Below are 26,185 nucleotides of genomic sequence, written 5' to 3'. Positions count from 1 at the left end.
GGATCCCCCGCGAAAGACCAGAACGACCGGAAGGGCGCGCCGATGGGTTTCGCTCAGCTCTACTACACCTCGTGCGAACACGGCCTGTCGGGGTACGCGGGATACCAGTTCAACGCGGCCACGCCCGGGGTGGACCCCCGGGTGCTGAGGGAGGTCGAGCGGTTCACCGTCTACGAGCCGCCGCGCCGGTCCTCCCCCGCCGGGGTCGCCGCACACCCCGTCAACCTCTGTTACGCGCCGGACCTGGGCGGGGTCCCCGTGGTGAGCCGGGTCGTGTCCAGCGGCGACGACCCCTCGGGGCGGCCGGGCAACTACTTCGCGCACAGCCTGGTCCCCGCCGGAGGCGCGGCGGACGGCGACGGGGCCGGCGGTGTCCGGGACGGGGGCCCGCTGCCGGCCGAGCTGTGGGGCGCCCGCTTCTGGGCGGACGCACCGGTCCGCGACGCCGGGCTCCCGGTGCTGGAGGTGCGGCGCGGCCCCTTGGACCGGCGCCGGACCGAGGCCTGGGCGCGCGGCCTGCCCCCGGAGGCGGTCGTGCGGCTACTGGTCTGCGCGGACGGGGCCGTGGACGGCGCCCGGCCCCTCGTGCTCGTGGCCGACAGCGCCTCCGTCGCCCACTGGGTGGCGGCGCTGACCCACCTGATGCCGCCGGAGCGGGCGCGACTGCTGTCGTTCGCGACGTACGGCGCCGACCCGGACGGGACGCCGGTCCACGTCATCGGGGTGCCGCCGGGGTCGGACACCTCGCCGTGGGAGGACCGGTTCACCGTGCACGCCCCGGGGTCGGACTCCCCCGGGCGGCTGCCCGAACCCGACGAGCGGTCGCGGGCGGCGGCCGCCCGGCTGGTCGGCGCGGGGTCCCGCGGAGCGGTGGATCTGTGGCGCGGGGCCGCCCCCTACGCGTCGGGGAGGGAGCGGCGCCTGGCGGACTGGCGCCCGGTGCTGGCCGCGGCGGCGGCCCTGGCCGGCGACCCGCTGGGCCCGGAGGACCTGCGGGCCGTCCGCGAGTGGCTGTCGGAGGCTGTGGAGTGGCTCGCCCCCGGGGACACGGGGTCGCTGGTCGCCCGGGTCCTGGACTCCGGCGCCGGGGAGCTGGACGACGGGGCGCTGGCCGGGTTGCAGCGGCTGGCCCACCGGGTGGGCGCGGACGAGGTCACCGAGCGGATCGAGCGCGTCCTGGTGCACCGCTCCCTGGACGGCATCGCCGGGGGCGGGGCCGCTCCCCGGGTCGCGCCGATGCGGTCGGACGCGGTGCGCGCGGCGGCGCGGGAGCGCATCTCCGCGCTCCTGGCCGGCGGGCCTTCCGAGGAGTCCTCGCCCGGTCGGTCCGCACGGGTCGGGACGGAACCGGACGGGACCGGTCCGGAGGCCGGGGCGCCGGGGGGCGGGCGGCCCGGGGCGGAGGCTGCCCCGGCGCGGGCGCCCGGCGTGAACGCGGCAGCCCGGCGCGGCGGGGTTGGGGACGGCGGGGTCGCCCCCGACCGGGCCTTGGAGCTGCTGCGATGGGCGCGCGCGGGAGGGCTGGCGCCGTCGGCGGTGAGCCTGGAGAGGTACGGGCGCGAGGTTGTCGCCCCTCTGCTGGCGGACCCCTGCTTCGGCCGTCCCTCCGCGCCCGGCGTCGCGGGAGCCGCCCCCGCCCCCGGGCGGCGGGGCGGGGCGCCGCGGGCGGCGTGGCCCGATCCCGCCGTGGCGGTCCTGCTGTCCCACCACCACGAGGTGCGGCGCGGCGCGGCGGAGCGGCTGGCGGCCCTGCCCCCCGACCGGCTCGCGGACGTGGCGGTCGGCCCGGCCGGCGCCCTGTTCGCCGGCGACCGCGACGGGGCCAGCGCGCGCCTTCGCGAGCTGCGCCGCCTGGGTACCGACGACCGCTCCGACCCCGTGGGGCTGCTGGCGTACGTGGTGTCGGTGCGCCGGGAGGGGCGGGCGTCGAACGCTCCGGGCCTGGCCGAGCACGATCTGGACGACGCCCTGCTGACGGAGGTGTGGGGACCCGGGCACGGGCCGCACTCCGCCCTGCTGGCCCTGCGGGCGATGCGCCCCGGTGTCCTGGTGTCCCCGGGCGTGGGCGGCTGGGTGGCCGAGGCGATGGTGGCCGCGCCCGCGCCGGACGGGGAGCGGGCGTGGCGGGACCTGGTGGACGAGGTGTCCCGGCACTGGCTGCGCGACCGGCTGCCGGTGGCGGGGCAGCGCGTGGCGGTGGAGTGGTCGGAGGTCCGCCCCCTCCTGGCCGGGCTCCACCGGGCCGGGGAGGAGCACGGGCCGGAGCGGCTCGCCTCCGTGTACCGGGCGCTCGTGGAGGTCCACCCGGCGGTGGACGCCGTCGCCCGGCGGACGGTCGTGGACGTGCTGTCCGGATGGCGGAGTCCCGGGACGCTGGCCGCGGCTCTGCGGGGGTGCCCGGAGGACGTGTTCGGGGCCTTCTGCGGGGTGGTCGCCGCCCGGCTGGCCGACGACCGGCCCGACACGGCGACGGCGGCCGCGGTGTACCTGGCCGCGGGGCACGAGGACCTGGCGGGGCACGAGCGCGGGGGGCGCCTGGACTCGGCGGTGCTCTCCCCCGCCGTGGCGGCGTGGCGCCGCCGCCACCTCGCCGGGGTGCGCAGACAGCTGCCCCGGGAGGGGGCGGCGGCGTTCGACGAGTGGGTCCGGCGGCGGCGCGGGGAACGGGAGCGGAGACGGTTCGGGCTGGGTCGCCGGGCAGGCGGGCGGCACACGTGAGCGGTCCCACGGGCGAAGGCGCGACCGCGGGCGCCGAGGGCTCCGCGCCCCCGGGCGGTGCGGCGGCCCGGACGCGCGGAGGCGCCGGAGGGCGGCGGGCGGGCGGGCACGCGGCGCCGCCCTCTCGGCGGGGCCGCACCGGCCGGCCGCGGACCGCGGGGTTCGCGGGGGAGCTGTGGCCGCGCCGGGACGGGGGCCGGGCGGACCTGGGGACGGGCTGCGCGGCCGCGGCGTCGGTGGCGGTGCTCGGGCTGGTGGTCGTCTACGTCCTGCGCTGGTGGCTGCTGGCGTTCCTGGTGAGCGCCGTCGTCGCCCTGGGCGTCGCCGCCGCCGTGGTCGGCGGGTCCGTGCTGACGGGCCTGTACTTCCGCCGGACGCACGAGGTGATGTTCGGTGGCGGCCGCCCCGAGGATCCGCCCCCGGGCGAGGGGGACGACCCAGCCCACCGCGCCTACCACGGGGGCCCCGCCTGGTGGGACCTGCGGACGATCGTGGGCCGGACCTGGGCCGCGTCGGCCCTGTGGGGGGTGCTCCTGGGCGCGCACTTCGCGGTCCACACCCTGGTGGTGGCCGCGTACCTGGCGGCGGCATGGACGTTCGTGGGGGTGCTGCGGGTCGTGGACGCCGGCCTGCTGGTGGTCCGCCGGGTGCGGATGGTGTGCCCGGGCTGCTTCCTGCGGCTCGGCTACCCGGCGTACCTGTGCACACGGTGCGGACGCAGGCACGGTGCGATCCGCCCGGGGCTCCGGGGGCTGCTGCGGCGCCGGTGCCTGTGCGGGGCCCGGCTCCCCACGCTGCTCCTGCTGGGCTCGGCCGACCTGGACGCGCTGTGCCCGCACTGCGACCGGGGCCTGGAGCACCGGCCCGGTGAGGCCCGGGAGTTCGTGCTGCCGCTGTTCGGCAGCGCGGGCGCGGGCAAGACCCGCCTGGTGGCGGGGATGAACCTGGCGCTGGCCCAGGCCGCGCGGGGCACACGGGAGGCGTACGTGGAGCCCGTCGGCGAGGAGACCGTCCGGCGGCTGCGCGACAGCGAGCGGCTCCTGACCGCGGCCCACCGGACCGGCCCCACTCCCCCGGGGCGCGAGGTCCGCGGGCTGACGGTACGCGTGGGGGCCGAGGGGCGGACCCTCCTCCTCCAGGTGTACGACGCGGCCGGGGAGCGGTTCAACCGGTCGGCGACCACCGAGGAACTCACCTATCTGGGGCAGGCGTCGACGTTCGTGCTGGTGGTGGACCCCCTGGGCGTCGAGGCGGTGTGGCGGTCCATGACCGCCGGGGAGCGGTCGCGCCTGTCCGGGCACCGCTCGCGCGTCCGCGACCCCGAACTGGCGTACGGGGCGGTGCGCGACGAGATCCGGCGCCAGTACCGCATGTCCGGCCGCAGACTGCGGCCCCGGCGAGCGCGGACCCGCCTGGCGGTGGTGGTCACCCGCGGAGACCTGGTCCGCGGCACCTCGGCGGCGCCCGGCGGGATGCCGCCGGAGGAGTGGGCGGCACGGACCCTGGGGCTCGGGAACCTTCTGCGGGACGCGGCGGCCGACTTCGGGGAGGTGCGGGTGTTCCTGACGGCGTCGGTCGCCGACGGCTCCGGGACCGCGCACCCCAGCCTCTCCGCACTGCTGCGGTGGGTGCTGGCCGGGGAGTCCGCAGCGTTCGCGGGGATGCTGGCCGGGTCCGCGCCCGGTTCCGGGACGGGGACCGCACCGCGCGGCGCGCCCGTGCCCCTCGGCTCCGTCCCGCCCCGGCCCGAGCGCGTGGGAGGCGGCCGATGAGCTGCCGCACCCCCGGGCACCGGGGCGCGCGCCGGACGATCGCCGTCACCGTCTACCTGGTCACCGGGGTACTGACGGCGGCCGCGGTCACCGCCGCCGTCTGGTTCGGCGTCGCCGCCGTCCAGTTCGTGTGGGAGCACGCCCTCGCCCGGATGTGACGGCGCCCCGTCGTGCCGGGGTCCGGGTGGCGGCCGGAACCCGGTCGGCGCCCCGGGGACCGCCTGTGGCACAGTGGCGGCGAAAGCGGTGCCCACCGCCTGACCACGCCTTACGGGAGGAAACCGATGGCCGTCTTCGCCGTCACCTACACCTACGCCGACGGGAGCGCCGCCGCACGCGACGAGCACCGCCCGGCCCACCGGGAGTACCTGGGCGAGCTCTCCGAGCGGGGCGTCAACCTGTGCTCGGGCCCGTTCGGCCCCGAGGAGGCCCCCGGCGCACTGCTGCTGTTCCGGGCCGGCTCCCGCGAGGAGGCGGTGGCCCACACCGAGAAGGACCCCTTCCGGATCCAGGGCCTGGTGGCGGAGGTCTCCGCCCAGGAGTGGGTCCCGGTGCTGGGGCCGCTCGCCGAGCACTTCTGATCCGGCGCCCGGTGCGCACGCCGCGGGACAGGTCGCCCCGGCCGGTCCCGCGTGCGCTACTCCGGCGCGAAGCCGTTGTCCCTCATCCACCGCGGGTCGGGGGCGACCAGCTGGAGGATCTCCACGAAGAGCCCCTCGGGGCCGGCGACCTGGAAGCGGCGCTGCCCCCAGGGCTCGCTGACCAGGGGCAGGACGATCTCCAGGCCGGCCTCCCTCAGCCGCTTCTCCTCCGCGTCCGCGTCCTGCACCAGGAAGGCGACGAGTGTCCCCGCCACCGTCCTGCCGAGCATCCCCTCGGCGAGGGACGCGTGGTCGCGCCGGACGAAGTCCAGCGACAGGTTCTTGTGCTGGGCGTGCTGGGTGTTGACGTACCAGCCGATGTCGGCGCCGATCTCGAAGCCGATGTGCTCGGCGAACCACTCGGCGCTCGCGCGCGGGTCGTCGCAGAGCACCGCCATGCCGATGAGGTCGATATTCACGGTGTTCTCCCCTGAGTCGTTCTTGACCACTTCACTTAAAGTACTACACTTAAAGTGGTTGCAGCAAGCAGCCCTTCCCGACGACTGGAGACCGAGACCATGCGGCAGAACCCCGAACGCAGGCGCGCCCTCCTGGACGCGGCCATCGACGTCCTGGCCGAGGAGGGGGCGCGGGGGCTCACCTTCCGGGCGGTGGACGCACGCGCGGAGGTGCCGAAGGGCACCGCGTCGAACTACTTCGCCAACCGCGCCGAGCTCCTGCTCCAGGCGGGCGCGCACGTCCATGTGCGCCTGACCCCCACCGACGAGTTCATGGACCGGTTCACGAACGCCCTGCCGTCCCGGGAGCAGACCCGGCTGGGCATGCAGGACCTGCTGCGGCGCATCGAGCACAACCGCAACGGCTACCTGGCGCTGCTGGAGCTCCGACTGGAGGCCAACCGCCACCCGGGCATCCGCGAGGAGCTGACCCGCACCATCAAGGAGACGCTGGAGGAGAACGTGCGCACACACCTGGAGGGCGGCTTCCCCGGCGACCGGACCACCGTGGTGACGCTCTACCTGGCGATGACGGGCCTGTTCATCGAGCACCTGACCCTGCCCGCGGTACTCGCCGACGACGCCGCCGGCCCCCTGGTGGACCGCATGGTGGACCTGATCGTCCCCGGCCCCGACCAGGCATAGCCCGCCCCCGCACGGGTCCGCGACGGCCGGTCGGCACGCGCCAGGGAGAGTCCGCGACGTCCGTTCCGTCCCGGAAAACCCCTGTCCGGGGGCGGCTCCGGCGTGCAAGACTCCAGACTCTCGCGAGGAGGCCCTGTGCACACACACCACTTCGGCATCGTCACCGGCGACGGCCGCACCCGGCGCGCCGTCGTCGAACTGCCGGGACGGCCCGACGCGGTCGTGACCGGCGACGACGAGGCCGGGCTGGCGGACGAGATGTCCGAGGTCGTCGCCGGGCGCCTGGGCGTCTCCCCCGACGAGGTCGACGTGACCCTCTTCGGGCACGACGGCGACGACCCCTGCTACGCGGCGGCCGTCCTGTGCGACGGCGCCGGGTGGCACACGCGGTTCCCGGCCCAGGAGGACCTTCCCGCGGCCCTGGACCTGCCGGTGGCGCTGAGCCGGGAGGCGGCCGAGGGCCAGGCCCTGCGCGCGCTCGCCTCCGCGCTGGGCCGCCCGGCCGCGGGCCTGGACCTGGAGGTCGTCCGCATCGGGCCCGGCAGCGAGGACGCGGACGAGGGGTGGGACGAGGACCGGGACGGTCCCTGACCGCTCCCCGCAACCGCGCCCGCGGGCGTCGGCCCGCACCGCACGTGAGCGCCCGCCACCGGGCGCTCCCCTCCGTGCGCCCCCGCCGGGCGCGGCCCCCCGGGCCGGTCAGCCCTTGGGCGGGGCCGTGCTGCTGCGCTCCACCAGCCGTGTGGCCATCTCCACGCGGGTGGTCTCGGGCCGGTCTCCGCCGACCAGGTCGAGCAGCATGCGCGCGGCCATCTGCGCCATGTCCCGCAGGGGCTGGCGGACGGTGGTCAGCGGCGGAGTCGCCCACAGCGCCTCGGGCAGGTCGTCGAAGCCGATCACACTGACGTCGTCCGGGACCCGCAGCCCGCGGTCGAACAGGGCCCCGTAGGCCCCCCGGGCCATCTGGTCCGACCCCGCGAAGATCGCGGTGGGGGGCTCGGGCAGCTCCAGGAGGGCGGCCGTCTCGGTCCGGCCCGTGTCCAGCAGGAAGTCGCCGTAGCGGACGTAGTCGTCGGGGACGGCGAGGCCCGCGTCGCGCATCGCGCTCCGGTAGCCGTCCACCCGCGCCCGGCTGCACATCACGTCCGGCGGGCCGCTCAGCGTGGCGATGCGCCGGTGGCCGAGGCCGATGAGGTGCTCGGTCGCGGCGACGCCCCCGGCCCAGTTGGTGGCGCCGACCGCCGGGACGTCCTTGGCGAGGTCTCCGACGGGGTCGACCACCACCACGGGTATGCCCAGCGCGTCCAGCTGGGCGTGCTGCGCGGCGGACAGTTCGGACAGCACCAGGACCACGCCGTCGGAGTTGCGCGCCTGGAGGTTGTCCAGCCATTTGCGCCCCGGCCGGGTGCGGCTGCGGTCGTGCACGGCGGAGACCACGATGCCGAACCCCGCCTCGTGGGTGACCTCCTCGACCCCGTCCAGGATCGCCATCGACCAGGGGCTGCCCAGGTCGAGGAAGACCAGGTCGATGAGGCCCACCGTCCGGTCGTCGCGGTGCCTGCGCGGCTGGTAGCGGTGCTGTTCCAGGAGCCGTTCCACCTGGCGGCGGGTCTCCGCGGCGACGTCGAGGCGACCGTTGAGCACCTTGGACACGGTCGGGACGGAGACCCCCGCCTCCTGGGCGATCTCCGCCAGGGTGGGTCGTCGCTGTGGCATGCGCCTCCTCGTCGGATCCGGGCCGGGAGCGGTTCGCGGCCCTTCAGGATTCTATCTCGAAAGTTTTCGAGGGCATTCGCCGTAACCTACCCGAAATCAGAGGGGGCCTTGACGCACCCCCTCGGACAACTTAGCGTCATGCCAACCGAAACATATCGAAATATTTCGAGAATTTCGACCCACGTCTCCCCCCGACGGAAGAGCGGTGTCCCCATGAGAAGCACCTACCGGATACGTGTGATCGGCGGTACCTCCCTGGCCCTGGCCATGCTCCTGGCCACGGGCTGCGGGACGACCGGGCCCGGCGGCGGCGACGCCTTCCAGGTGTGGGCCCTGGAGGACGCCGCGGTGAACGAGCTGGTCGAAGCGGGCATAGAGGCCTACAACGCCGACAGCGATGTCCCCGCCGAACTCGTCACCTACGTCAACGACTCCTACAAGCAGCGGCTCCAGGTGGCCCTCGGCTCGCCCAACGCCCCCGACGTGTTCTTCAACTGGGGCGGCGGCAACCTGGCGCAGTACGTCGACGCCGGCCAGGCCGTCGACCTGACCGGGGCGCTGGAGGACGCGCCGGAGTTCCGGGACGCCTTCCTCCCCAGCGTGCTCGACGTCGCCCGGATCGACGACGCCTACTACGGCGTCCCCATCCTCGGCGTGCAGCCCGTCGTGCTGTTCCACAACAGGGCGGTCTTCGAGGAGGCCGGCATCGAGCCCCCCGAGACCTACGACGAACTGCTCGACGCCGTCGACACCTTCCAGGAGCGGGGCGTCACCCCCGTCACCCTCCCCGGGGCCCAGGGGTGGACCCAGCTGATGTGGTTCTCGTACCTGGTCGAGCGGATCGGCGGCCCCGACAGTTTCCAGGCCGTCGTCGACGGCGAGGCGGGCGCGTGGAGCGACCCGGCGATCGTCAGGGCCATGGAGATGTGCCAGGAGCTGGTGGACAGGGGCGCGTTCGGCACCAACTTCAGCTCCATCGACTACGACAACGGCAGCGCCTCGGCACTGCTCGCCACCGGGGAGTCCGCCATGTTCCTCATGGGGACCTGGGACATCGCCCGCCAGCAGCAGGACAGCCCCGAGTTCATGGCGAGCGGCGACCTCGGGTACACGGCCTTCCCGACCGTGGAGGGCGGCGAGGGCGAGCCCGGGGCGATCGTCGGCAACCCCAGCAACTACTTCTCCGTCAACGCCGACAGCGGGCACACGGACGCGGCCGTGGACTTCCTGGTGGAGACCTTCGCCTCCGACGAGTACGTCGACGGGCTCATCGAGGCGGGCCAGGTGCCCCCCATCGAGGGCGTGGAGGACCGGCTCCAGGAGAGCGAGCACGCCGACTTCGCCGTCTTCACCCACCAGCTGGTCTCCGAGGCGCCGAGCTTCACCCAGTCGTGGGACCAGGCGCTGTCCCCGTCCGCCTCGCAGGCCCTGCTGACCAACCTCCAGCTGCTCTTCCTCGGCGACATCACCCCCGAGGAGTTCTCCCAGGACATGGAGCAGCACCTGTGAGGACCGCGACCCCCGCGGAGCGGCCCGGGTTCGCCTGGGCCGCTCCGGCCCTGCTGTTCTTCGGCCTGTTCGGCCTGGCTCCCGTCGCGGTGGTCGTCTACCTCAGCCTCACCGCGTGGAACGGGCTCGGCTCCCCGCAGTGGGTGGGCCTGGACAACTGGCGGGCGCTCCCAGGCGACGACGACGTCACCCGCGGACTGGGCGTCACCCTGGCCCTGACCGCGCTGTGCTGGGCGACGCAGACCCCCCTGGCCCTGGCGTTCGGCACATGGGCGGCGGGACACCAGCGCGCACGGGCCGTGGCGAGCGCCGTGTTCTTCCTCCCGCTCCTGCTGTCCACCGCCGCCATCGCCCTGATCTGGAAGGCGCTGCTCGACCCGAACTTCGGCCTGCCCTCCCAGATCGGCCCCTGGATCGGGCTGCCCGACGGCAACGTGCTCGGCAACCGCTCGCTGGCCCTGTACGCGATCGTCCTCATCCTGCTGTGGCAGTTCCTGCCGTTCCACATGCTGCTCTACCAGGCGGCGGCACGGCAGATCCCGAGCTCCCTCTACGAGGCCGCGGAACTCGACGGGGCCTCCCCCCTCCGGAGGTTCTGGCACATCACCGTCCCCCAGCTGCGGCACACGATCATCGCCTCGTCCGTGCTGATCCTGGTCGGGTCGATGACCTACTTCGAGACCGTCCTGCTGCTCACCGACGGCGGTCCGGGCAACGCGACCCGCATCCTGCCGCTGCACATGTACAACCAGGGCTTCATCGCCTTCGAGATGGGCTACGCGAGCGCCGTCGCGGTGCTGCTGGTCGTCATCGGCACCGGGCTGTCGCTGCTGGTGGTGCGCGTGACCGGCTACGCCCGTATGACCAGCCAGAGAGAGGGAATGTGACATGGCCACCCGAACCAGGCCCTTGGTCGGCGGCGGGATCGGGGCCGCGCTGTGGCTCGTCGTCGTCGCGGTGCCGATCTACTACCTGCTCGCCACCAGCCTGCGCGGGCCGGGCGACTACATGGCCGACGGCCCGCTCGCCCTGCCGGACGACCTGACCCTGGACAACTACCTCAACGTCCTCGAGGTGGGGTTCCTGCGCTTCCTCGCCAACAGCCTGGTCGTGGCGTGCGGCTCCGTGGCGCTGGTCCTCGCCGTGGCCCTGCCTGCGGCGTTCGCGATCGTGCGCGGCCGCAGCCGCGCCCTCCGTGTGGCGTTCCTGCTGTTCCTGCTGGGGCTGGCGGTCCCCGCCCAGGCGGTGATCATCCCGATCTACCTGATCATCACCCGTCTCAGCCTGTACGACAGCCTCACGGCGATCATCCTGCCCACCGCCGCGTTCACACTGCCGATCTCCATCGTGGTGCTGACCAGCTCGCTGCGCGACGTGCCCGGCGAGCTCTACGAGGCGATGGCGCTGGACGGCGCCACCAACCTCCAGGCGTTCCTGCGCCTGGTGCTCCCCCTGGCGCGCCCCGGCGTGGTCACCGTGGCCATCTTCGTGGGACTCAACGCCTGGAACAACTTCCTCTTCCCCCTGGTGCTCACCCAGAGCGAGGAGAACCGCGTCCTCCCGCTGGGCCTGTGGTCCTTCCAGACCCAGTACGGCACCGACGTGCCCGGCCTGATGGCCGCCGTCGTCCTCTCCACCCTGCCGATCTTCGCCCTCTACCTGTTCGGGCGCAGGCACCTCCTGGGCGGGCTGGCCGCGGGGTTCGGCAAGTAGGAAACCCCTCCCGACCACACACGAACCGCACTGACGAAAGGCCACGATGACGACCCTCCCCGCCACCGCCGCGCTCTCCGGGACCATCGCCAACCCGGTGCTCCCCGGGTTCCACCCCGACCCCTCGATCCTGCGGGTCGGGGACGACTACTACCTGGCCACGTCGACCTTCGAATGGTGCCCGGGGGTGGTGCTGCACCACTCCAGGGACCTGGTCCGCTGGCGTCCCCTGGGCGGCGCGCTGACCGAGGCGCGGCTCCTGGACCTGACGGGGCGCCGGGACTCCGCCGGCGTGTGGGCCCCCTGCCTCTCCCACAAGGAGGGGCTGTTCTACCTGATCTTCACGAACGTGGAGAACTACGCGGGCGGCTTCTGGGACACCCCCAACCTCGTGACCACCGCACCGGCGGTCACCGGCCCCTGGTCGGACCCGGTGCCCCTGCACTCCATGGGGTTCGACCCGTCGGTCTTCCACGACGCGGACGGCCGCAGCTGGGTGCTGTCCAACCTGAACGACTGGCGTCCCGGCAGGAACGCGTTCAAGGGGATCGTGCTCCAGGAACTGGACACCGAAGCGATGCGGCTGGTCGGCGAGGCGCGGCTCATCTTCGCCGGGACCGAGGCGGGTGTGACGGAGGGGGCGCACCTGTACCGCAAGGACGGCTGGTACTACCTGATGACCGCCGAGGGCGGGACCACCTGGGACCACCAGGTCACGGTGGCGAGGTCGCGCCGGATCGAGGGCCCCTACGAGCCCGACCCGGCCGGCCCGACCCTCACCTCGCGCCCCGACCCCTCGCTGGTCCTCCAGAAGGCCGGCCACGGGAGCCTGGTGGAGACCCGGGGCGGCGAGTGGTTCCTGGCGCACCTGGCCTCGCGCCCCCTCACCGAGCGCGGAAGGTGCGTGCGCGGCCGGGAGACTGCGCTCCAGCGCGTGGCCTGGTCGCCCGAGGGGTGGCCGCGGGTGGAGGGGGCCGCGCCCCGCGAGGAGGTGCCCGGCCCCGCGCTGGAGCCCCACCCGTGGCCGGAGCCGCCGGAGACGGACGGCTTCGACGCCGCCGAGCTCCGCCCCGAGTGGAGCACCCTGCGGCGCCACGCCTCCGCGGACTGGCTGTCGCTGGAGGAGCGCCCGGGGCACCTGCGGATCCGGGGCGGGCAGTCCCCCGCGGGCACCGGCTCGCCGAGCCTGGTGGCGCGGCGCGTCCAGCACGAGCGGTGCGCCATGGAGACGGTGATGGAGTTCCGCACCCGCACCTTCCAGCAGATGGCCGGCCTCACGGCGTACTACAACACCCGGCACTGGCACTACCTGCGGATCGGTTTCGACGAGGAGGAGGGGATGTTCGCGAGGGTCCTCACCTGCGACCGGGGCCGGTACCGGGAGGTCGGGCACCGTGTCGTGGTCGAGGACTGGGAGCGCTGCCACATGAGGGCCGTGATCGACGGCGCCGAACTGCGGTTCGGCCTCTCCCGGGACGGGCGCTCGTGGACCGACATGGGCGTGGTGCTGGACGCGGGCATCCTCTCCGACGACCACGCGGCCGAGCGCGAGGGCGGCGAGGGCGGCCACCCGGACCGGGAGGGCAACGCCGGCCTGGTGAGGGCCTGGGGTTTCACGGGCGCTTTCCTCGGCCTGTGGGTGCACGACCTCGCCGGGACCGGGTGCCACGCCGACTTCGACCACGCGTCGTACCGGGGGACGGCGCGCCCCGACCGGTGATCCCGCGCCGGAGCGGCGGACGGGGACCGCTCCTCGGCCCCGCGGGTCGTGGGAGCGGCGGGCGGGCCCGCGGGCCCCGGCGGGCCGTCGGCGGCACCCGGCCGGACGCCGTGGCCCACGACGTGCTCCGGCCCAGGACGCGGACGGGCCGCAGGGCCCGTCCGTACCGTTGCGGAGCCACAGGCGTCACACTGTCACCATTTACGGACCGACCACAATTGCCTTCAGGTCTCAACCCCCACGCGTCACGAGGGCGGGTCGGCGCCGGGGCGGGCCCGGGACCCGGCCGCGGGGACGGACGGACCGGAGCGGGCCCCGCGTGTCCGGTGACACGCGGGGCCCGGCAGTGCTTCCGGGAGGCCGGGCGGCCCGCCCGTCAGGACCTCCGGGCGGCGGCCCGGTCGGCCCCGTCGCGGGCGCCCTCGGGGCCCGGGCCCGCCTGTCCGGGATCCGGCCGGCCGGCGCCCTCACCGGGCCGGTTGGCCTCGTGGAAGGCCTGCTGGGCCTGGCTCTGCCGCTCCCACCGCACGAAGCGCTCGCTCTCGCCGAGCGCCATCGTGGTCAGCCACACGGCGACGCCGATGTCGTCCGCGAGGCCGAGCAGGGGGATGAACAGTTCGGGGACGAAGTCGACCGGCGAGACGATGTAGACCGCCAGCACCAGCATGCCGAGCAGCTTCCCGCTGCTCAGGTCCGGGTACCGGCCGCGCATCTTGGCCCCGAGCATGCGCGGGACGGCCCCGATCCGCTTCCAGACCGAGATGTCGGTGTCGGAGTTCTGGATGACCTGCCAGGCGGCGGCTCCGGCCGCGGCACGGTTTGCCTTGCGCATCGTTGGTCTCCTCAGGGGCGTCTGACTTCTCAAGATATGACGCGAAGTCCCCCCGATTCGTTCCCTCGGCAGGACGCCCCAACCCCCGACGAGACGCACGCGACACCCGTGCCCGCCGGGGAGTTTTCCACAGTTCGGCCGTGGGCACTGGTGGGAGGCGGAGCGGAGGGGCATCCTTGGGTGGGAAGGACGGAGGTGAGGAGACGAACACGCGTACAGCCCGCGAACACGCCGGGCAAGGCACACACATGTCCACCGGACCGGCGCGGAACGGCCTGTCCACCCCCTGGCCGCATGCGGCCGACGCGACCGGCGTCCCGCCCCGGGCCGGTCCCCCGGGACCTGCGCGGGAGGCGCCGCGCACGGGTCGCGCACGCGGGTTTCCGCCCCCGGTCCTTCCGGCCGACCCGCGCCTCCTGTTCAATGGCGACAAATGCGAGGTCTCCCCCCTTCAGCCACACATTCGTTACGATGCGTTCGGGTGGCACCTTCGACGCGGGAGGCCGCTCTGCTTCAGATCTCTCCCAAGCGCGCAGAACCGATGGAGCTTGCCCAGTGTCCAGAGCCCAACCTCGGTCGGCGACGACCGTCGCCCTGTTGGCGGATATCCCCAGCACGGGCCATGTGGGCGAGGTCCGGGCGCAGCGGTTCGCGATGCGGGGCGAGGGCATCGGCGAGCGCAGCTCGGCGTTCGTCGCCTTCGCCAGGCAGCAGGTGGACGCCGGCCGCAAGGTCGTCGCGCTCTACCCCGCCTGGCGGTCCGAGGACGCCGAACGCGCGATCAACTTCGCGCGCGGCTCCATGCGCACCGACCACGTCGCGGGGATCGCCGTCGACCTCTCCCCCCTGGCGCTGTCACTGATCGCGGACCAGCTCGCCTACCTCGCCCCCTACCTGCCGCCGGGCATGGTCGCCGCGCTCTGCGACGAACTCCCCCGGCACCTGCTCGCGGGCGCCTGGCTGAAGACGGTCTCCGGCCTGTCCACCATCCCCACCTCGATGCGCCAGCACATGGGCTCCTTCGCACCGTCCGTGTCCTTCCTCGCCTACTGCGCCCCCACCGCCCGCGTGGGACGCCTGCGTCCGGCCGACGTCTCCCGGACGCTGCCCTTCCGCCCGGTCCAGCCGGTCCAGCTGCTCTGCTCCACCCCCGACCCGTCCATCACCGGGGTCTTCGACGACAACCTGCCGCAGGCCATCCAGCCGGTGGCCACCCGCACCCTTCCCGTCCAACCGCTCGGGCCCGTGTACTGGGGAACGTCCCGGTACGTGGAGTTCGTGGCCCTGAGCGCCCACCCCCAGGCGCTCGCCTACGCGGCGGGCGCCATTCGCGCCTCGTACTGCTCCTGGTGCGGCGAACCCATGTCGGGCAGGCCCTGCCCCTTCTGCTCGGCCGACAGCCCCCGGACCGGCGCAGGCGTCCGGACACCGCAGACGTCCCGGCCCCCCGTGCCCGAATCCGCGCCCCGGCCGCAGCGGCGCCCGTCCCCCGGACCCGCGCGGGGCCCGGTGGAGGGCCCGTCGCCCGGCCACGCGCGGGGCCGGCGCCGGGCGGGGCCCCTACCCTCCGACCCGCCGTCCGACGGCACCCCTCCGCCCCCGGGCGGCAGGGGCGCCTCCGACGGCCGACCGACCCCACCGACCGCCGACCGGCCGGAGGGCGCCCCGTTCGCGGGCCGCGCCCTGTGGCCCGGTACACCCAGGACCTACTCCCGCTAGGGCCCGCGACCGCGCCGGCCCGACGGGCGGACGGCTCCGCGACGACACTGGAAACGGAAAAGACCCCCTATGAACCCCCGTCAGCGACGTGGCGTGCTGCTCATGGTCGTCGCCGCCATCGGCGCCGTCGCCGTGTTCGCGTCCGTGTTCACCTACCTCAACTCGCAGCAGGACCGCCTGGGCGAGTTCGCGACCGTCCTCCGCCTGTCGGAGGACGTGGACGCCTACCAGCCCGTCGGCGAGGACTCCGTCGAACGGGTGCAGGTGCCAAGGATGTACTTCGACCCCGAGGTGTTCATCACCGACCTGGCCGACGTGGACACACCCGCCGACCAGGAGCTCGTCGCCGCCTCCCACCTGGAGGAGGGCGTCTACCTCCAGCGCGGCATGGTGCAGCCCCAGCCCACCCTCACCACGGGCGAGCGGGAGATCGCGATCATGGTCGACGCCGAGACCGGTGTCGCGGGCAAGGTGCAGCGCGGATCGTTCGTGGACATCTACGGCACGTTCCAGCCGCGCGACCACGGTGAGGCGTGCGCGGTGCGGATCATCACCGAGGTCGAGGTCCTCGACATCGGTGAGCTCCGCTCCCAGGAGCGCGAGAACGGCGGCGTCTCCGGGGTGGTCCCGGTGACCTTCCGCCTCGACCCGCAGGCGGCGCTCCAGCTCGCCTACGCGGAGGACTTCTCCACCAAGCTCAGGCTGGCGCTGGTGAGCGCCGACGGCGGCGGAACGCCCGGGGCCAGCGAGTTCTGCAGCGGGGACTTCGACGACCTCGCCGGGGGCGCGACCCCCGACGAGGGAGAGACGACCGACGAGCGGCCCGCGCCGCATGGGGGGTAGACGTTGATGTTCCGAGTCCTGGCGGGTATGCCCACCTCCGAGGCGGAGCTGGTGCTGGCCGCGCGCTTCGAGGAGCTGGGCAGCGCCGAACTGGTGGCCTCCCGGCCCACCACCTCCGCGCTGATCGACGCGGCGGGGGAGTTCCCCGAGATCGACGTCGTGCTCATCCACCAGGAACTGGGGCCCGCCCCGGTGTTCGACGCCATCCGCGACCTGTCCCACCGCCACCCCCAGCTCGCGATCCTCCTGGTCTCCCCCACCATGGACCCCGACACGTTCACCGGGGCGATGGAGGCCGGCGCCCGGGGCGTGCTGCCCCACGACTCCGGGATCGCCGAGCTGGAGACCCGCGTCACGAAGGCCGCGGAGTGGTCGCGGACCCTGCGCCGCCACCTGGAGTCGGCGTCCCTGGACCTGCCCGCCTCCGGTGTGCGCGGCCGGATCATGGCCGTCAGCGGCGCCAAGGGGGGCGTGGGCGCCACCACCTGCGCCGTCCACCTCGCGATGGTCGCGGCGGCCGCCGGCCGGGTCGTGTGCCTGGTGGACCTCGACCTCCAGACGGGCGACCTGCCCGCGTTCCTCAACCTGCGCCACCGCCGCTCCATCAGCGACCTGGTCGACGCCGGGGACGACATCACCCCGGGGATGCTCGCCGAGACCCTGTACGTGGACCACCGGGGCCCGCACGTCCTGCTCGCGCCCGAGCACGGCGAACGCGGCGAGGACGTCACCGCCCGCGCCACCCGCCGTGTCCTCAACGCGCTGCGCTCCCGGTACGAGCTGGTGGTGGTGGACTGCGGCTCGACCATGAACGAGGCCACCGCCATGGCGGTGGAGCTCGCCGACACCGCGGTCGTCACCGTCACCCCCGACGTCCCGGCGCTGCGCGGCGCCCAGCGGCTCATGGGCATGTGGGAACGGCTGCAGATCCGCTCCCACGAGGACGTGTACTCGCTGGTCACACGGCACAGCCGCAAGAACGAGATCCAGCCGGACTTCCTCCAGCAGCTGCTGGGCACCAGGGTGCTGCGCACCCCGGTCCCCGCGGCCTACCGGGCCCTCGAACCCGGGGAGAACAACGGCGATCCGACCAAGGTCACCGACGAGGGCCTGCGCAAGGCCTTCGCGCGCCTGGCCGCGGAGCTGGACCTGCTGAGCCCGCCGGCCCCTCCGGGCAGCGGCGGCAAGGGCGGGACGACCACGCCCTCCGGCGGGCTGGGGTCGTTCGCCGCCCTCGCGGACCGCCAGGCGCTCGCGCCGTCCACCCGCGACGTGTCCGGGTTCCTCAACGCGTCGGTTCCCGATCCGGCCCACAGGGCCGCCAACGGGTCCTCCGCGACGCCTTCGGGGGGCCGCCCGGCGGCGGGGCCGTGGGGCGGCGGGGGCCGCGGTGGGTTCGATGGCTGAGCCGCGGTCCGCGCGCGCCCGGCGCCGACGCGACGACGGCGCGGTCATCGTGGAGTTCGCGGCCGCGGTGCCGTTCATGATGCTCGCGATGGCACTGGTGTGGCAGGTCCTGCTTCTCGGCATCACCTCGATGTACGCCTCGCACGGCGCCGCCGAGGCCGCCCGCCAGGCCTCCGTGACCCCCGACGACATGGAGCGCATCGGTGAGGAGGCCCGCAAGCGGGTGCGGCCGCCGTGGGACGGCGAGGACGTGATGACGGTGAGCGTCGTCGAGCGCGACGGCGGGCGGTTCGCGCGGGTCACGCTCGCCATGCCGATCTTCCTGCCCGGGGTCACGGGGCCGTGGGACATCACCGGTGAGGCCCTGGTCGTCCCCGAGGTGGAGCCGCGGGGAACCGCGCCATGAGCCGACCGACCGCCGGTCCCGGCTCCGGCCGGGGCGGCCCCACCGCCCGGGGTTCCTCCCCGGGGCGCCCGCGCGGTGGAGCCGCGCGGCGCCCACCGCTCGGCGGCCGGGCGGGACGGGACGCCGACCGCGGCGGCCCGCTCCTGGAGTTCGCGGCGTTCTTCCCGATCCTGCTCCTGACCGCGGTCGTCGCGATCGAGGCGTTCCTGGCCTTCGTGGCGGTCGAGCGCCTGGAGTCGGCCGCGCGCGCCGGCGCCCGGGTGGCCGGGGCCGAGCAGTTGCCGGGCGCGGAGGCTGCGGCGCGGGAGGCCCTGCCCTCGTGGCTGGACAACGCGACCGTCACCAGCGGGACCAACGACAGCGAGGGCTTCTACGTGGAGGTGTCGCACCCGCTGCCCATCGTGTTCTCGTCGTCGGGGCTCGACCTGACCCTGACGCGTCGCGTGGACATGCCCAATGTGTGAGGCGGGAGCGGTGCGCCGCGCCCGTCCGGGGGGAAGGAGACGAGGGACATGGGCCTGAAGGACCGCCTCGAGGAGGACCGCGTCGTCGAGGGCCGCGCGGACAGCGCCAGTGTGACGCACTGGCGGCGGCGCCTCCTGGAGGAGATCAACCTGGAGGACCTCACCCAGCTCACCCTGGCGCAGCGCCGGGTGCGGCTGGAGAAGGTCGTGGGTCACATCCTCACCCGCGAGGGCCCGGTGCTGTCCGACCGTGAGCGGTCGCTGCTGATCCGCAGGGTCGTGGACGAGGCCCTGGGCCTGGGTGTGCTGGAGCCCCTGCTGGCCGACGAGACCGTCACCGAGATCATGGTGAACGGTCCCGACAACGTGTTCATCGAGCGCGGCGGCAGGATGCAGCGGGTGGACGCCACCTTCAACGGCGAGGAGCAGCTCTACCAGACCATCGACCGCATCGTGTCGCTGGTCAACCGCCGGGTGGACGAGTCCTCGCCGATGGTCGACGCCCGCCTGCCCACGGGCGAGCGCGTCAACGTGATCATCCCGCCGCTGTCGCTGTCCGGGCCGATCCTGACCATCCGGCGCTTCCCCAAGCCCTACCCCATCGACGAGCTCGTGCGGATGGGCAGCCTGGACGCGCCGACGGGCATCCTGCTGGCGGCGATGGTGCGGGCCCGGTTCAACATCGTGGTGTCCGGGGGCACCGGCACGGGGAAGACCACGTTCCTCAACGCCATGTCGGCGTTCGTGCCGACCGACGAGCGCATCGTCACCATCGAGGACTCCGCCGAGCTCCAGCTCATGCAGGAGCACGTGGTGCGGCTGGAGACCAGGCCGGCCAACATCGAGGGCCGGGGTGAGATCGCCATCCGCGACCTGGTCCGCAACGCGCTGCGGATGCGCCCCGACCGCATCATCGTCGGCGAGGTGCGCGGTCCGGAGACCATCGACATGCTCCAGGCCATGAACACCGGCCACGACGGCTCCCTGGTGACCGTTCACGCCAACTCGGCCGACGACGCCATCTACCGGCTGCAGACCCTGGCGACGCTGGGCGACGGCAACGTGCCCTACGACGCGATCCGCGACCAGATCAACAACGCGGTGGACGCCATCGTGCACCTGGGGCGCTGGCCGGACGGGTCCAGACGGGTCAACGAGATCGCCGTGGTCTCCTCACGCCGCCGGGAGGAGTTCCGGCTGGACCCGGTGATGACCTTCGACGCCCTGCCCACGGGCCCCAACCGGTCCGTGTCGGGCGAGTTCCGGCACTACCCGATGCCGCGGCACATGGCGGGACGGATCTACCACGTGGGCGAGGCCATCCCGGCGGCGTTCGGCGTCGTCCCCGACGAGGGCGTCGCGGGCCGATGGTGACCCCCTTTCCCGCGCCCTCCGGGGCGTGCTCGCCCCCCACCCGATTGGAGTCCCGGTGACCTGGCAGTTCGTGGCGATCCTCGGCGGCCTGGCCGTGGTCCTCGCCGTGGCCCTGTGGGGGCTGTGGGAGTTCGTGGCCAGCGCCGAGCAGCGTCGCATGATCGCCGCCCGCAGCGCCCTGGACCGGGCCGAGTACGAGGCGTCCACGCCGGCCGCCCGCCTGGACGCGGCCATCTACCGCACCCAGTGGGGTTCGCGTCTGTACCGCCGGATCGCCAGGTCCGGGGCGGACGTGCGCCTCTCGACGTTCGTGCTCGCGCTGACCGGCGGTTCGCTCCTGGCGGTGATCGTGGTCTGGCAGGTCCTGGCCCCGTTCTTCGGCCTGCTGGCCGCGGTCGGGGTGGCGTTCCTCTTCTTCTCCTACCTGAACCGGGCGGAGGCCAAGCGGCGCGAGGAGTTCACCGCCCAGCTGCCGGACCTGGCGCGGGTCCTGGGCAACGCGACCTCCGCCGGGCTGGCGCTGCCCACGGCAGTGGCGATGGCCGCCGAGGAGCTGGACGGGCCCGCCGGGGAGGAGCTGGGCCGGATGGCGGAGTCGATGAAGCTCGGCGCCGCCTTCGAGGAGGCCGTGCGGGAGCTGCGCGAGCGGATGCCCTCGCGTGAGCTGGGGGTGCTGCTGTCCACACTGGTGGTGGCGTCGCGCTCGGGAGGTTCGCTGGTCACGGCGCTGCGCAACATCTCCGAGACCCTGGAGAACCGCAAGGAGACCCGGCGCGAGGTGCAGACGATCCTCAGCGAGACGACGAGCACCGTGTGGGCTCTGGGGTTCATGTCGGTGGGCGCCCTGTTCCTGATCAACGGCATCGAGCCCGGGATCATGCGCGTCATGACCACGTCCGTCGCGGGGGTGACGGTGCTGCTGGTGGTGGCGGCGCTGTTCGCGCTCGGTTTCCTGCTGGTGTCCCGCATCACCAAGTTCGACCTCTAGAAGGACTCCCCCGATGAGTGTGCTCCCCACCCTGGTCCCGCTCGCCGCGGCGCTGGCCGGCGCCCTGGTCGTGCTGACCGCCTGCTACGGCCTGTACCTGACCATGTCGCGGACCCGGGTGGAGGTGGGCGGTCCGGCGGCCCGCACACCCCGGACCAAGTCGGAGGAGACGTTCTTCCTGCACCGCCTGACCGAGGCGATCGGCAAGCCCTTCGTCAAGTCGGTCCTGGCGTCGATGAGCCCGCGGATGCGCGCCTCCGTCACCGAGCGGCTGGAGGCGGCGGGGCGCCCGGACGGGCTGACCGTCGAACGGTACGTGCGGCGCAAGATCGGCGAGGTGGCGCTGTACGGCCCCCTGGGGCTGCTGATGTTCGCCGTGGGCAGCCCCCTGGTGGGCGTGGTCGTGCTGGCGTTCATGGGGCTGACCGATCTGAGCATGTACGTCCAGGGCCAGGAACGGGCCGACCGGGTGCAGTCGCAGCTGCCGGACTTCCTGGACGTGCTCTCGGTGACGGTGAGCGCGGGGATGTCGTTCCGGGCCGCGGTGGCCAGGGTGGCCGAGTCGATGCCCGGGGTGCTCGCCGACGAGTTCACGCTCGCCCTCCGCCAGATGGAGCTGGGGACGTCCCGGCGCGAGGCCTTCGAGATGCTGCGGCGCCGTACCCGCAACGAGTCGCTGAGCAAGTTCGTGACCGCCATCCAGCAGGCGGAGGAGCTGGGCGCCCCGCTCAGCGACACCCTGGTGGACATCAGCCGGGACATGCGCCGTGCCGACGCCCAGTACATGCGCCGCAAGGCCCAGCGGATGAACCCGCGCGTGACGATGGTGACGGCGGTGACCCTGCTGCCGGGGCTGCTGATCCTCATCGTCGGGTCCATGTTCCTGGGCACAGAGGTCGACCTCGGCGCCATCTTCGGCGGCTGACCGCCGGTCCCCGGGGCGGCCCCCGACCGCGGTGGCGGCCCCTCCCCGAGCTCGGGGAGGGGCCGCCCGGGGTGGGCCGGGCCCTGCCTGCCGCGGTCGGCGGCGGAGGGCCGGCGGGTCACCCGTCGGAGGGGAAGAGGCCGGGGTCGCCCACGTCCAGCAGCGGTTCGTGGATCCCGTCGCCCGAGGTGTCGGTCCAGTCGTGGTTGCCCGCGCCGACGAGGGCGTCGTACAGCGCCAGCACCCCGGCCCGGTCGGTCGGCTTGGCCGGGCCCGCGGCCAGCAGTGCCAGGCCGCCCGCGGCGTGGGGCGAGGCCATCGAGGTACCGCTCATGGACCCGTAGCCGCCACCGGGCATGGTGGAGGTGATGCAGGAGCCGGGCGCGGCGATCTCCACGACCGAGCCGTAGTTGGAGAAGTAGGAGAGGGTGTCGTCGTCGTCACCGGTGCAGCGGAGCGTGCCGCCGGTGCCCCCGGGTGCTCCGTCGGAGTCGGCCATGGAGGAGACCGTCAGGACGTCGGGGTGGTTGGCCGGGAAGAAGTTCGCGGCGTTGGTGGCGCTGTTGCCCGCGGCGACGGCGAAGGCGACGCCGGCGTCGACGGACCCGGCGATGGCCCGGCTGAGCGCCTGGTTGGTGCACCCCTGACAGCCCAGGCTCATGTTGGCCACGGCGACCTGGTCGGCGTTGGCGGCGACGTAGTCCACGCCCGCCGTGATCCCGGCGAGGGAGCCGCTGCCGCCGGAGTTCAGGACCTGCACGCTCCAGATGGCGGCGCCGGGCGCCACGCCCACCACGCCCTCGTCGTTGTCGACTGCGGCGGTGGTGCCCGCCACGTGGGTGCCGTGGCCGTTCCCGTCGACGCCGGTGACGGGGACGCAGGTCCCGCTCGTGCAGTTCACGGCGTCCACGACGTTCAGGTCGGGGTGGCCCGCGTCCACACCCGTGTCCAGGACGGCCACGGACACGTCGGGCACGTAGTCGGCCTGGCCGTTGATGGCCAGGCCGGGGTTGTCCGGGGCGAACGTGCGGGCCACCCCGTCCGGGACGTCCTGCGCGAAGGTGTGCATGACCTGGTCCTCCTGGACGAAGGCCACGTCGGGGTCCTGGAGCAGGGCGGCGGCGTCGGCGGCGGTCATGTCGGCCGCGTAGCCGGTGAGCGCGTGCTCGTAGACGCTGCTGGGGTCGTCTCCGTGGCGGTCGGCCACGTCGTCCGGGGAGGCGTCCTCGTCCAGGACGACGATGTAGGTGCGTTCTGCCGTGTCCGTCGTGTCGGGGGCGTCGGCGGCGAGGGCGGGGCTTGCGAGCACGGCCGGCAACAGGGCTGCGGCCGCGAGGACCGCACCGAACTTGCGCATGGTGGGAGGAACCCTTCGGGGAGGGGGCGGGGGATGCGGAGGGTGGCCACCCTGCTTCCATCATGCGCGGCGACCCGGGCGCGGACAATACGTGGTCACTACGTAACTTCCCGGAGCGGGCGGAGCTACGTAGGGCGTTTCCGCGGACACTGACGGGCACCGGCGCGGTGGTGCGCGCCGAACCCCGGATACCGGTCGTGCCGGAGGCAATACGTGTCGTGACCGGTTTCGGGAGCGGCACCGCTCCCACCGCCGCCAGGGGCAACGGCGGTGACAGTGGAAGCGTGTCTCCTCACGACCGATCGCAGGCGGCACACCGCCCACAGTTCCGGACAGCGGCTACGCGGGCCCGCCCGGAGGGAACGGGATGGCGGTCAGGACGGGGAACAGCGCGGACTCCTCGTAGTCCAGGTGCGCCTCCAGTTCCCGCGTCATCCGGTCCAGCTCACGGTGGAAGGCCTCCGGATCGGCGGTCGCCAGGTCGCCGATGAGCGCCTCCAGCTCTCCGCGGATGCGGTCCACGGTGCGGTGTTCCTCCGACAGCCTCCGCAGCGCCTCCTCCAGGTCCGGCTCCGCCTCCGCGAGGCGGGGGAACATCGACTCCTCCCCCGTGTGGTGGTAATGCAGGGACTCGCAGAACGCCAGGCAGTGCTGCCGCAGCTGGAGGTTGAGCCCGAGCACCGGCTCCCCGCCCCCCTCCTGCCCCGCCCGGGCCGCGCGTTCCGCGAGGAAGGCGTCGGCCTCCTCCCGGACGTGCCGGAGCTGGGCGCGCAGCCAGGTGTGGATCTCCACCAACTTCTCGGCGAGGTTGGCGGCCTCGGACGGGGCCGCGAGGCTGTCCCGCTCCAGTGCCACCACCGGCAGGACCCTGGCGGTCCCGGCCTGGTAGTCGCCGTATCCGGGGACCAGGCGCACGACCTCGGCGAACCACCGGTCCCGTTCCGCGCCCTCGGCGGGAACGGCGACGGCGGTGAACTCCTCGGTGCCCAGCTCCACGGTGACCATGGGGTGGGCGAGGACGTTGTGGTACCAGGCGGGGTGGCGGTCGGAGCCGCCTGCCGAGCCGATGACCAGCAGTTTCCCCTCCACTCGGACGAATCCGAGCGGGGTGGTGTGCTCGCGGCCCGATCTGGCGCCCGTGGTGGTGAGGAGCAGAAGGTCTCCGCCCTCGAACATGCCGCCCACGCGGCCGCCGTTGGCGCGGAACTCCTCCACGACCGGGATGTTGAAGTCGCTGACGTGCGGTGCGGTCGGTGCGTACGAATCTGGCACAGGTCTCCTTCGGGGTGTGGGGTGGGCGACCGTCCCCGAGGAACCCGCACACGATCGGCGGCGCGCACGGCGGACCGCGCGGCGGGGCACGCCGGCGGGCCGTCCCTGCGCGCGGGCGCACGGAAGGGTCGGGTGGGGTGACAGGTGTCCCGGAGGCGACCGGGTGTCGTGGATCTCGGGGAGGTCGCGGTGGATCGACGCATTCGGGCGTGGCTCAGGCCGACGCCGCGCGGAATCCTAGGCGCGATGCATGGTGGGTGCGCTCACGGTGTTCTCCTCGACGATCAAGGTGCCTCCATGCCCACCGACCGGCCCACTGCTCATGGTCGGGGCACGCGACACGCCGGTGAGCCTACCCCAGGGGGTAGGGCCGGGTCCACCGGAAGAGGTGTGCCTGCCGTATGGGGCCGGGCCTCCCCGGTCCGTAGCTTCGTGGACACACGGATCGAGACGGAGGCGGACCACAGTGAGCCAGGACCCGGGTGCGGCCGGAGCGCCGCCCACAGACCCCGCGCCGACCCCGGCGCGATCCCTCGCGCCGGACCTGGCACGGGGTTTCATGCTGCTGTTCATCGCCCTGGTGAACGCCCAGTTCTTCCTGGTCGGACCGGACCCGGTGCGGTCGTTCGGCGACCAGGCGGTGGCGGTCGTCCAGCTCACCCTGGTGAACACCCGCGCCATACCCCTGTTCGCGTTCCTGTTCGGATACGGGACGGTCCAGATCATGCGCAGGGTGCGCACCGGTGGGGGCGGGTGGATCCACGCCCGCCGCCTGCTGCGGCGGCGCGGCTGGGTGATGCTGGCGATCGGGGCGGCGCACGGCGCCCTGCTGCTGCCGGTGGACATCGTGGGCGCCTACGGACTGGCGCTGCTGCTGTTCGTGGGGCTGACGCGGGCGCGCGATGCCGTTCTGCTGTGGACCGCAGGTCTGCTGGCAGCGGGGTCGGTCACCCTGAACACGACGTTGACCGTGCTGCTGGCAGGTGCGGGTGGGGAGACCTCGATCGCCGCGCCGTCGCTGACCGAGGGGGACTTCTGGACCGCATCGGCCGAGCGGGTCCAGGAGTGGCTGCTGCACACGCCGTACACGATGCTGACCGTCGCCATGCCGATAATCGCCCTGGGCATCTGGGCGGCGCACCGCCGGATCCTGGAGGAACCGGCCGCGCACCGTACGCTGCTGGTCCGCGCGGCCGTGCTCGGACTCGGTGTGGCCGCCGCCGCAGGGCTGCCGAACGCGCTGGTGTACGCGGAACTCATGCCGGCCGGATCCGCGTGGACGGAAGCCCTCCTGGGGCTCCTGCACGACGACACCAGCTGGTTCGGCGGTCTGGGCTGGGCCGCCCTGTTCGCCCTCCTCGCGGCCCGCTGGGAAGGACGGCGCGGGGCCACCGGGTCCGACGTTCCGTACGGCCCGGTGGTGAGGGCCGTGGCCGCGGTCGGTCAGCGGTCGCTGACCTGCTATCTGGCGCAGTCGGTGGTGTTCACGCTGGTGTTCGCGCCCTACGGCGCGGGGCTGGGGACGTCCCTCGGCTTCGCCGGTGCCGCGTCGGTCGCGGTCGCCACCTGGCTCGCCACCGTGGTCCTGGCGGAGGCGTTGCGCAGGTCGGGGCGCCGGGGCCCCGCCGAGGCGGTGCTGCGCCGTCTGACCTACGCGGGGAGCGCCCACACCCCCTCCCCCTCCTCCTGAGGAGGCGGGCCGGGGC

At 73.9% G+C, this 26,185-nt stretch carries 24 protein-coding genes; 19 read left to right on the top strand and 5 right to left on the bottom strand.

Features of this window, described 5'->3' with window-relative positions:
• The first annotated feature begins 42 nt into the window (after nucleotides 1–42).
• The 4 genes from ACFQBR_RS00305 (at nucleotide 43) to ACFQBR_RS00290 (ending at nucleotide 5,071) form a co-directional block, all read left to right on the top strand.
• On the top strand, nucleotides 43–2,718 hold the full coding sequence (locus ACFQBR_RS00305) for a GTPase-associated protein 1-related protein (RefSeq protein ID WP_378551678.1): 2,676 nt from the start codon (nucleotides 43–45) through the stop codon (nucleotides 2,716–2,718).
• Nucleotides 2,715–4,490, top strand: coding sequence for a TRAFAC clade GTPase domain-containing protein (locus ACFQBR_RS00300; protein WP_378551677.1), 1,776 nt, complete (start codon nucleotides 2,715–2,717; stop codon nucleotides 4,488–4,490). Before ACFQBR_RS00305 ends, ACFQBR_RS00300 begins: the two co-directional genes overlap by 4 nt.
• Nucleotides 4,487–4,648: a hypothetical protein gene (locus tag ACFQBR_RS00295; protein WP_267946117.1), complete on the top strand. Its 162-nt coding sequence runs from the start codon at nucleotides 4,487–4,489 to the stop codon at nucleotides 4,646–4,648. The genes ACFQBR_RS00300 and ACFQBR_RS00295 overlap by 4 nt, the downstream gene beginning before the upstream one ends.
• Before the next feature lie 126 nt (nucleotides 4,649–4,774).
• The gene (locus ACFQBR_RS00290; protein WP_344183545.1) at nucleotides 4,775–5,071 is read left to right on the top strand and encodes a YciI family protein; all 297 of its coding nucleotides are present in this window, start codon (nucleotides 4,775–4,777) and stop codon (nucleotides 5,069–5,071) included.
• A gap of 56 nt (nucleotides 5,072–5,127) precedes the next feature.
• On the opposite strand, the gene ACFQBR_RS00285 is transcribed toward ACFQBR_RS00290, so the two are convergent.
• Nucleotides 5,128–5,550: a VOC family protein gene (locus ACFQBR_RS00285; RefSeq protein WP_267946119.1), complete on the bottom strand. Its 423-nt coding sequence runs from the start codon at nucleotides 5,548–5,550 to the stop codon at nucleotides 5,128–5,130.
• Between the two features lie 54 nt (nucleotides 5,551–5,604).
• Between ACFQBR_RS00285 and ACFQBR_RS00280 the strand changes: the two genes are divergently transcribed.
• Together ACFQBR_RS00280 and ACFQBR_RS00275 are read left to right on the top strand one after the other, a co-directional pair.
• The gene (locus ACFQBR_RS00280) at nucleotides 5,605–6,234 is read left to right on the top strand and encodes a TetR/AcrR family transcriptional regulator (protein WP_344183541.1); all 630 of its coding nucleotides are present in this window, start codon (nucleotides 5,605–5,607) and stop codon (nucleotides 6,232–6,234) included.
• Nucleotides 6,235–6,369: 135 nt separating this feature from the next.
• A complete protein-coding gene (locus ACFQBR_RS00275; RefSeq protein ID WP_344183539.1) occupies nucleotides 6,370–6,825 on the top strand; it encodes a hypothetical protein in 456 nt (151 codons plus the stop codon).
• Nucleotides 6,826–6,933: 108 nt separating this feature from the next.
• Here ACFQBR_RS00275 and ACFQBR_RS00270 read toward each other — a convergent pair whose 3' ends face one another.
• Complete coding sequence (locus ACFQBR_RS00270; protein ID WP_344183537.1) at nucleotides 6,934–7,950, bottom strand: LacI family DNA-binding transcriptional regulator; 1,017 nt, start codon at nucleotides 7,948–7,950, stop codon at nucleotides 6,934–6,936.
• Between the two features lie 213 nt (nucleotides 7,951–8,163).
• Here ACFQBR_RS00270 and ACFQBR_RS00265 point away from each other — a divergent pair, with 213 nt between their 5' ends.
• From ACFQBR_RS00265 to ACFQBR_RS00250, 4 genes are read left to right on the top strand one after another with little or no spacing between them, the layout of a single operon-like run.
• Nucleotides 8,164–9,459 carry an ABC transporter substrate-binding protein gene (locus ACFQBR_RS00265; RefSeq protein ID WP_267946123.1) on the top strand — a complete coding sequence of 432 codons (1,296 nt, stop codon included), beginning with the start codon at nucleotides 8,164–8,166 and terminating at the stop codon, nucleotides 9,457–9,459.
• Nucleotides 9,456–10,346 (top strand): carbohydrate ABC transporter permease, encoded by an 891-nt coding sequence (locus ACFQBR_RS00260; protein ID WP_267946124.1) that lies wholly within the window; start codon nucleotides 9,456–9,458, stop codon nucleotides 10,344–10,346. Before ACFQBR_RS00265 ends, ACFQBR_RS00260 begins: the two co-directional genes overlap by 4 nt.
• A gap of 1 nt (nucleotide 10,347) precedes the next feature.
• Nucleotides 10,348–11,172, top strand: a complete 825-nt coding sequence (locus tag ACFQBR_RS00255) for a carbohydrate ABC transporter permease (RefSeq protein WP_344183535.1) — start codon at nucleotides 10,348–10,350, stop codon at nucleotides 11,170–11,172.
• Nucleotides 11,173–11,218: 46 nt separating this feature from the next.
• Entirely contained in the window at nucleotides 11,219–12,892 is a 1,674-nt protein-coding gene (locus ACFQBR_RS00250) for a glycoside hydrolase family 43 protein (RefSeq protein WP_344183533.1), read from the top strand.
• 376 nt (nucleotides 12,893–13,268) lie between these two features.
• On the opposite strand, the gene ACFQBR_RS00245 is transcribed toward ACFQBR_RS00250, so the two are convergent.
• The gene (locus ACFQBR_RS00245) at nucleotides 13,269–13,724 is read right to left on the bottom strand and encodes a YkvA family protein (RefSeq protein WP_344183531.1); all 456 of its coding nucleotides are present in this window, start codon (nucleotides 13,722–13,724) and stop codon (nucleotides 13,269–13,271) included.
• A gap of 597 nt (nucleotides 13,725–14,321) precedes the next feature.
• On the opposite strand from ACFQBR_RS00245, the gene ACFQBR_RS00240 reads away from it, so the two are divergent.
• From ACFQBR_RS00240 to ACFQBR_RS00205, 8 genes are all read left to right on the top strand, one after another.
• The gene (locus ACFQBR_RS00240; RefSeq protein WP_344183529.1) at nucleotides 14,322–15,443 is read left to right on the top strand and encodes a hypothetical protein; all 1,122 of its coding nucleotides are present in this window, start codon (nucleotides 14,322–14,324) and stop codon (nucleotides 15,441–15,443) included.
• 69 nt (nucleotides 15,444–15,512) lie between these two features.
• Nucleotides 15,513–16,286 carry a Flp pilus assembly protein CpaB gene (gene cpaB, locus ACFQBR_RS00235; RefSeq protein ID WP_344183527.1) on the top strand — a complete coding sequence of 258 codons (774 nt, stop codon included), beginning with the start codon at nucleotides 15,513–15,515 and terminating at the stop codon, nucleotides 16,284–16,286.
• 27 nt (nucleotides 16,287–16,313) lie between these two features.
• Nucleotides 16,314–17,693, top strand: a complete 1,380-nt coding sequence (locus ACFQBR_RS00230; RefSeq protein WP_378551670.1) for an AAA family ATPase — start codon at nucleotides 16,314–16,316, stop codon at nucleotides 17,691–17,693.
• Nucleotides 17,686–18,099 carry a TadE/TadG family type IV pilus assembly protein gene (locus ACFQBR_RS00225; protein ID WP_267946131.1) on the top strand — a complete coding sequence of 138 codons (414 nt, stop codon included), beginning with the start codon at nucleotides 17,686–17,688 and terminating at the stop codon, nucleotides 18,097–18,099. The genes ACFQBR_RS00230 and ACFQBR_RS00225 overlap by 8 nt, the downstream gene beginning before the upstream one ends.
• Nucleotides 18,096–18,563 carry a TadE/TadG family type IV pilus assembly protein gene (locus ACFQBR_RS00220; protein ID WP_344183523.1) on the top strand — a complete coding sequence of 156 codons (468 nt, stop codon included), beginning with the start codon at nucleotides 18,096–18,098 and terminating at the stop codon, nucleotides 18,561–18,563. The genes ACFQBR_RS00225 and ACFQBR_RS00220 overlap by 4 nt, the downstream gene beginning before the upstream one ends.
• A 48-nt stretch (nucleotides 18,564–18,611) precedes the next feature.
• Nucleotides 18,612–19,937, top strand: a complete 1,326-nt coding sequence (locus tag ACFQBR_RS00215; RefSeq protein ID WP_267946133.1) for a CpaF family protein — start codon at nucleotides 18,612–18,614, stop codon at nucleotides 19,935–19,937.
• Between the two features lie 55 nt (nucleotides 19,938–19,992).
• Nucleotides 19,993–20,925 carry a type II secretion system F family protein gene (locus ACFQBR_RS00210; protein ID WP_330161168.1) on the top strand — a complete coding sequence of 311 codons (933 nt, stop codon included), beginning with the start codon at nucleotides 19,993–19,995 and terminating at the stop codon, nucleotides 20,923–20,925.
• A gap of 13 nt (nucleotides 20,926–20,938) precedes the next feature.
• The gene (locus tag ACFQBR_RS00205) at nucleotides 20,939–21,850 is read left to right on the top strand and encodes a type II secretion system F family protein (protein ID WP_344183521.1); all 912 of its coding nucleotides are present in this window, start codon (nucleotides 20,939–20,941) and stop codon (nucleotides 21,848–21,850) included.
• A 118-nt stretch (nucleotides 21,851–21,968) separates the two neighbouring features.
• Here the strand turns inward: ACFQBR_RS00205 and ACFQBR_RS00200 are convergent, their stop codons facing one another.
• Both ACFQBR_RS00200 and ACFQBR_RS00195 read right to left on the bottom strand, forming a co-directional pair.
• Nucleotides 21,969–23,207 (bottom strand): S8 family serine peptidase, encoded by a 1,239-nt coding sequence (locus ACFQBR_RS00200; RefSeq protein WP_344183519.1) that lies wholly within the window; start codon nucleotides 23,205–23,207, stop codon nucleotides 21,969–21,971.
• Between the two features lie 339 nt (nucleotides 23,208–23,546).
• Nucleotides 23,547–24,479, bottom strand: coding sequence for a nitroreductase/quinone reductase family protein (locus ACFQBR_RS00195; RefSeq protein ID WP_344183517.1), 933 nt, complete (start codon nucleotides 24,477–24,479; stop codon nucleotides 23,547–23,549).
• A gap of 559 nt (nucleotides 24,480–25,038) precedes the next feature.
• Between ACFQBR_RS00195 and ACFQBR_RS00190 the strand changes: the two genes are divergently transcribed.
• Complete coding sequence (locus ACFQBR_RS00190; protein WP_378551665.1) at nucleotides 25,039–26,169, top strand: DUF418 domain-containing protein; 1,131 nt, start codon at nucleotides 25,039–25,041, stop codon at nucleotides 26,167–26,169.
• Nucleotides 26,170–26,185: the final 16 nt, after the last annotated feature.

It is taken from the genome of Nocardiopsis tropica (assembly GCF_042660575.1).
Taxonomy (GTDB): Bacteria; Actinomycetota; Actinomycetes; order Streptosporangiales; family Streptosporangiaceae; genus Nocardiopsis; species Nocardiopsis tropica.
This window is presented reverse-complemented; position numbering and strand designations above follow the sequence as displayed.

Coding starts and splice junctions, on each gene's coding strand:
- ACFQBR_RS00305 (WP_378551678.1), top strand. CDS start 43: ATGGGTTTCGCTCAGCTCTACTACACCTCGTGCGAACACGGCCTGTCG.
- ACFQBR_RS00295 (WP_267946117.1), top strand. CDS start 4,487: ATGAGCTGCCGCACCCCCGGGCACCGGGGCGCGCGCCGGACGATCGCC.
- ACFQBR_RS00290 (WP_344183545.1), top strand. CDS start 4,775: ATGGCCGTCTTCGCCGTCACCTACACCTACGCCGACGGGAGCGCCGCC.
- ACFQBR_RS00270 (WP_344183537.1), bottom strand. CDS start 7,950: ATGCCACAGCGACGACCCACCCTGGCGGAGATCGCCCAGGAGGCGGGG.
- ACFQBR_RS00265 (WP_267946123.1), top strand. CDS start 8,164: ATGAGAAGCACCTACCGGATACGTGTGATCGGCGGTACCTCCCTGGCC.
- ACFQBR_RS00255 (WP_344183535.1), top strand. CDS start 10,348: ATGGCCACCCGAACCAGGCCCTTGGTCGGCGGCGGGATCGGGGCCGCG.
- ACFQBR_RS00250 (WP_344183533.1), top strand. CDS start 11,219: ATGACGACCCTCCCCGCCACCGCCGCGCTCTCCGGGACCATCGCCAAC.
- ACFQBR_RS00245 (WP_344183531.1), bottom strand. CDS start 13,724: ATGCGCAAGGCAAACCGTGCCGCGGCCGGAGCCGCCGCCTGGCAGGTC.
- cpaB (WP_344183527.1), top strand. CDS start 15,513: ATGAACCCCCGTCAGCGACGTGGCGTGCTGCTCATGGTCGTCGCCGCC.
- ACFQBR_RS00230 (WP_378551670.1), top strand. CDS start 16,314: ATGCCCACCTCCGAGGCGGAGCTGGTGCTGGCCGCGCGCTTCGAGGAG.
- ACFQBR_RS00225 (WP_267946131.1), top strand. CDS start 17,686: ATGGCTGAGCCGCGGTCCGCGCGCGCCCGGCGCCGACGCGACGACGGC.
- ACFQBR_RS00220 (WP_344183523.1), top strand. CDS start 18,096: ATGAGCCGACCGACCGCCGGTCCCGGCTCCGGCCGGGGCGGCCCCACC.
- ACFQBR_RS00215 (WP_267946133.1), top strand. CDS start 18,612: ATGGGCCTGAAGGACCGCCTCGAGGAGGACCGCGTCGTCGAGGGCCGC.
- ACFQBR_RS00205 (WP_344183521.1), top strand. CDS start 20,939: ATGAGTGTGCTCCCCACCCTGGTCCCGCTCGCCGCGGCGCTGGCCGGC.
- ACFQBR_RS00200 (WP_344183519.1), bottom strand. CDS start 23,207: ATGCGCAAGTTCGGTGCGGTCCTCGCGGCCGCAGCCCTGTTGCCGGCC.
- ACFQBR_RS00190 (WP_378551665.1), top strand. CDS start 25,039: ATGCTGCTGTTCATCGCCCTGGTGAACGCCCAGTTCTTCCTGGTCGGA.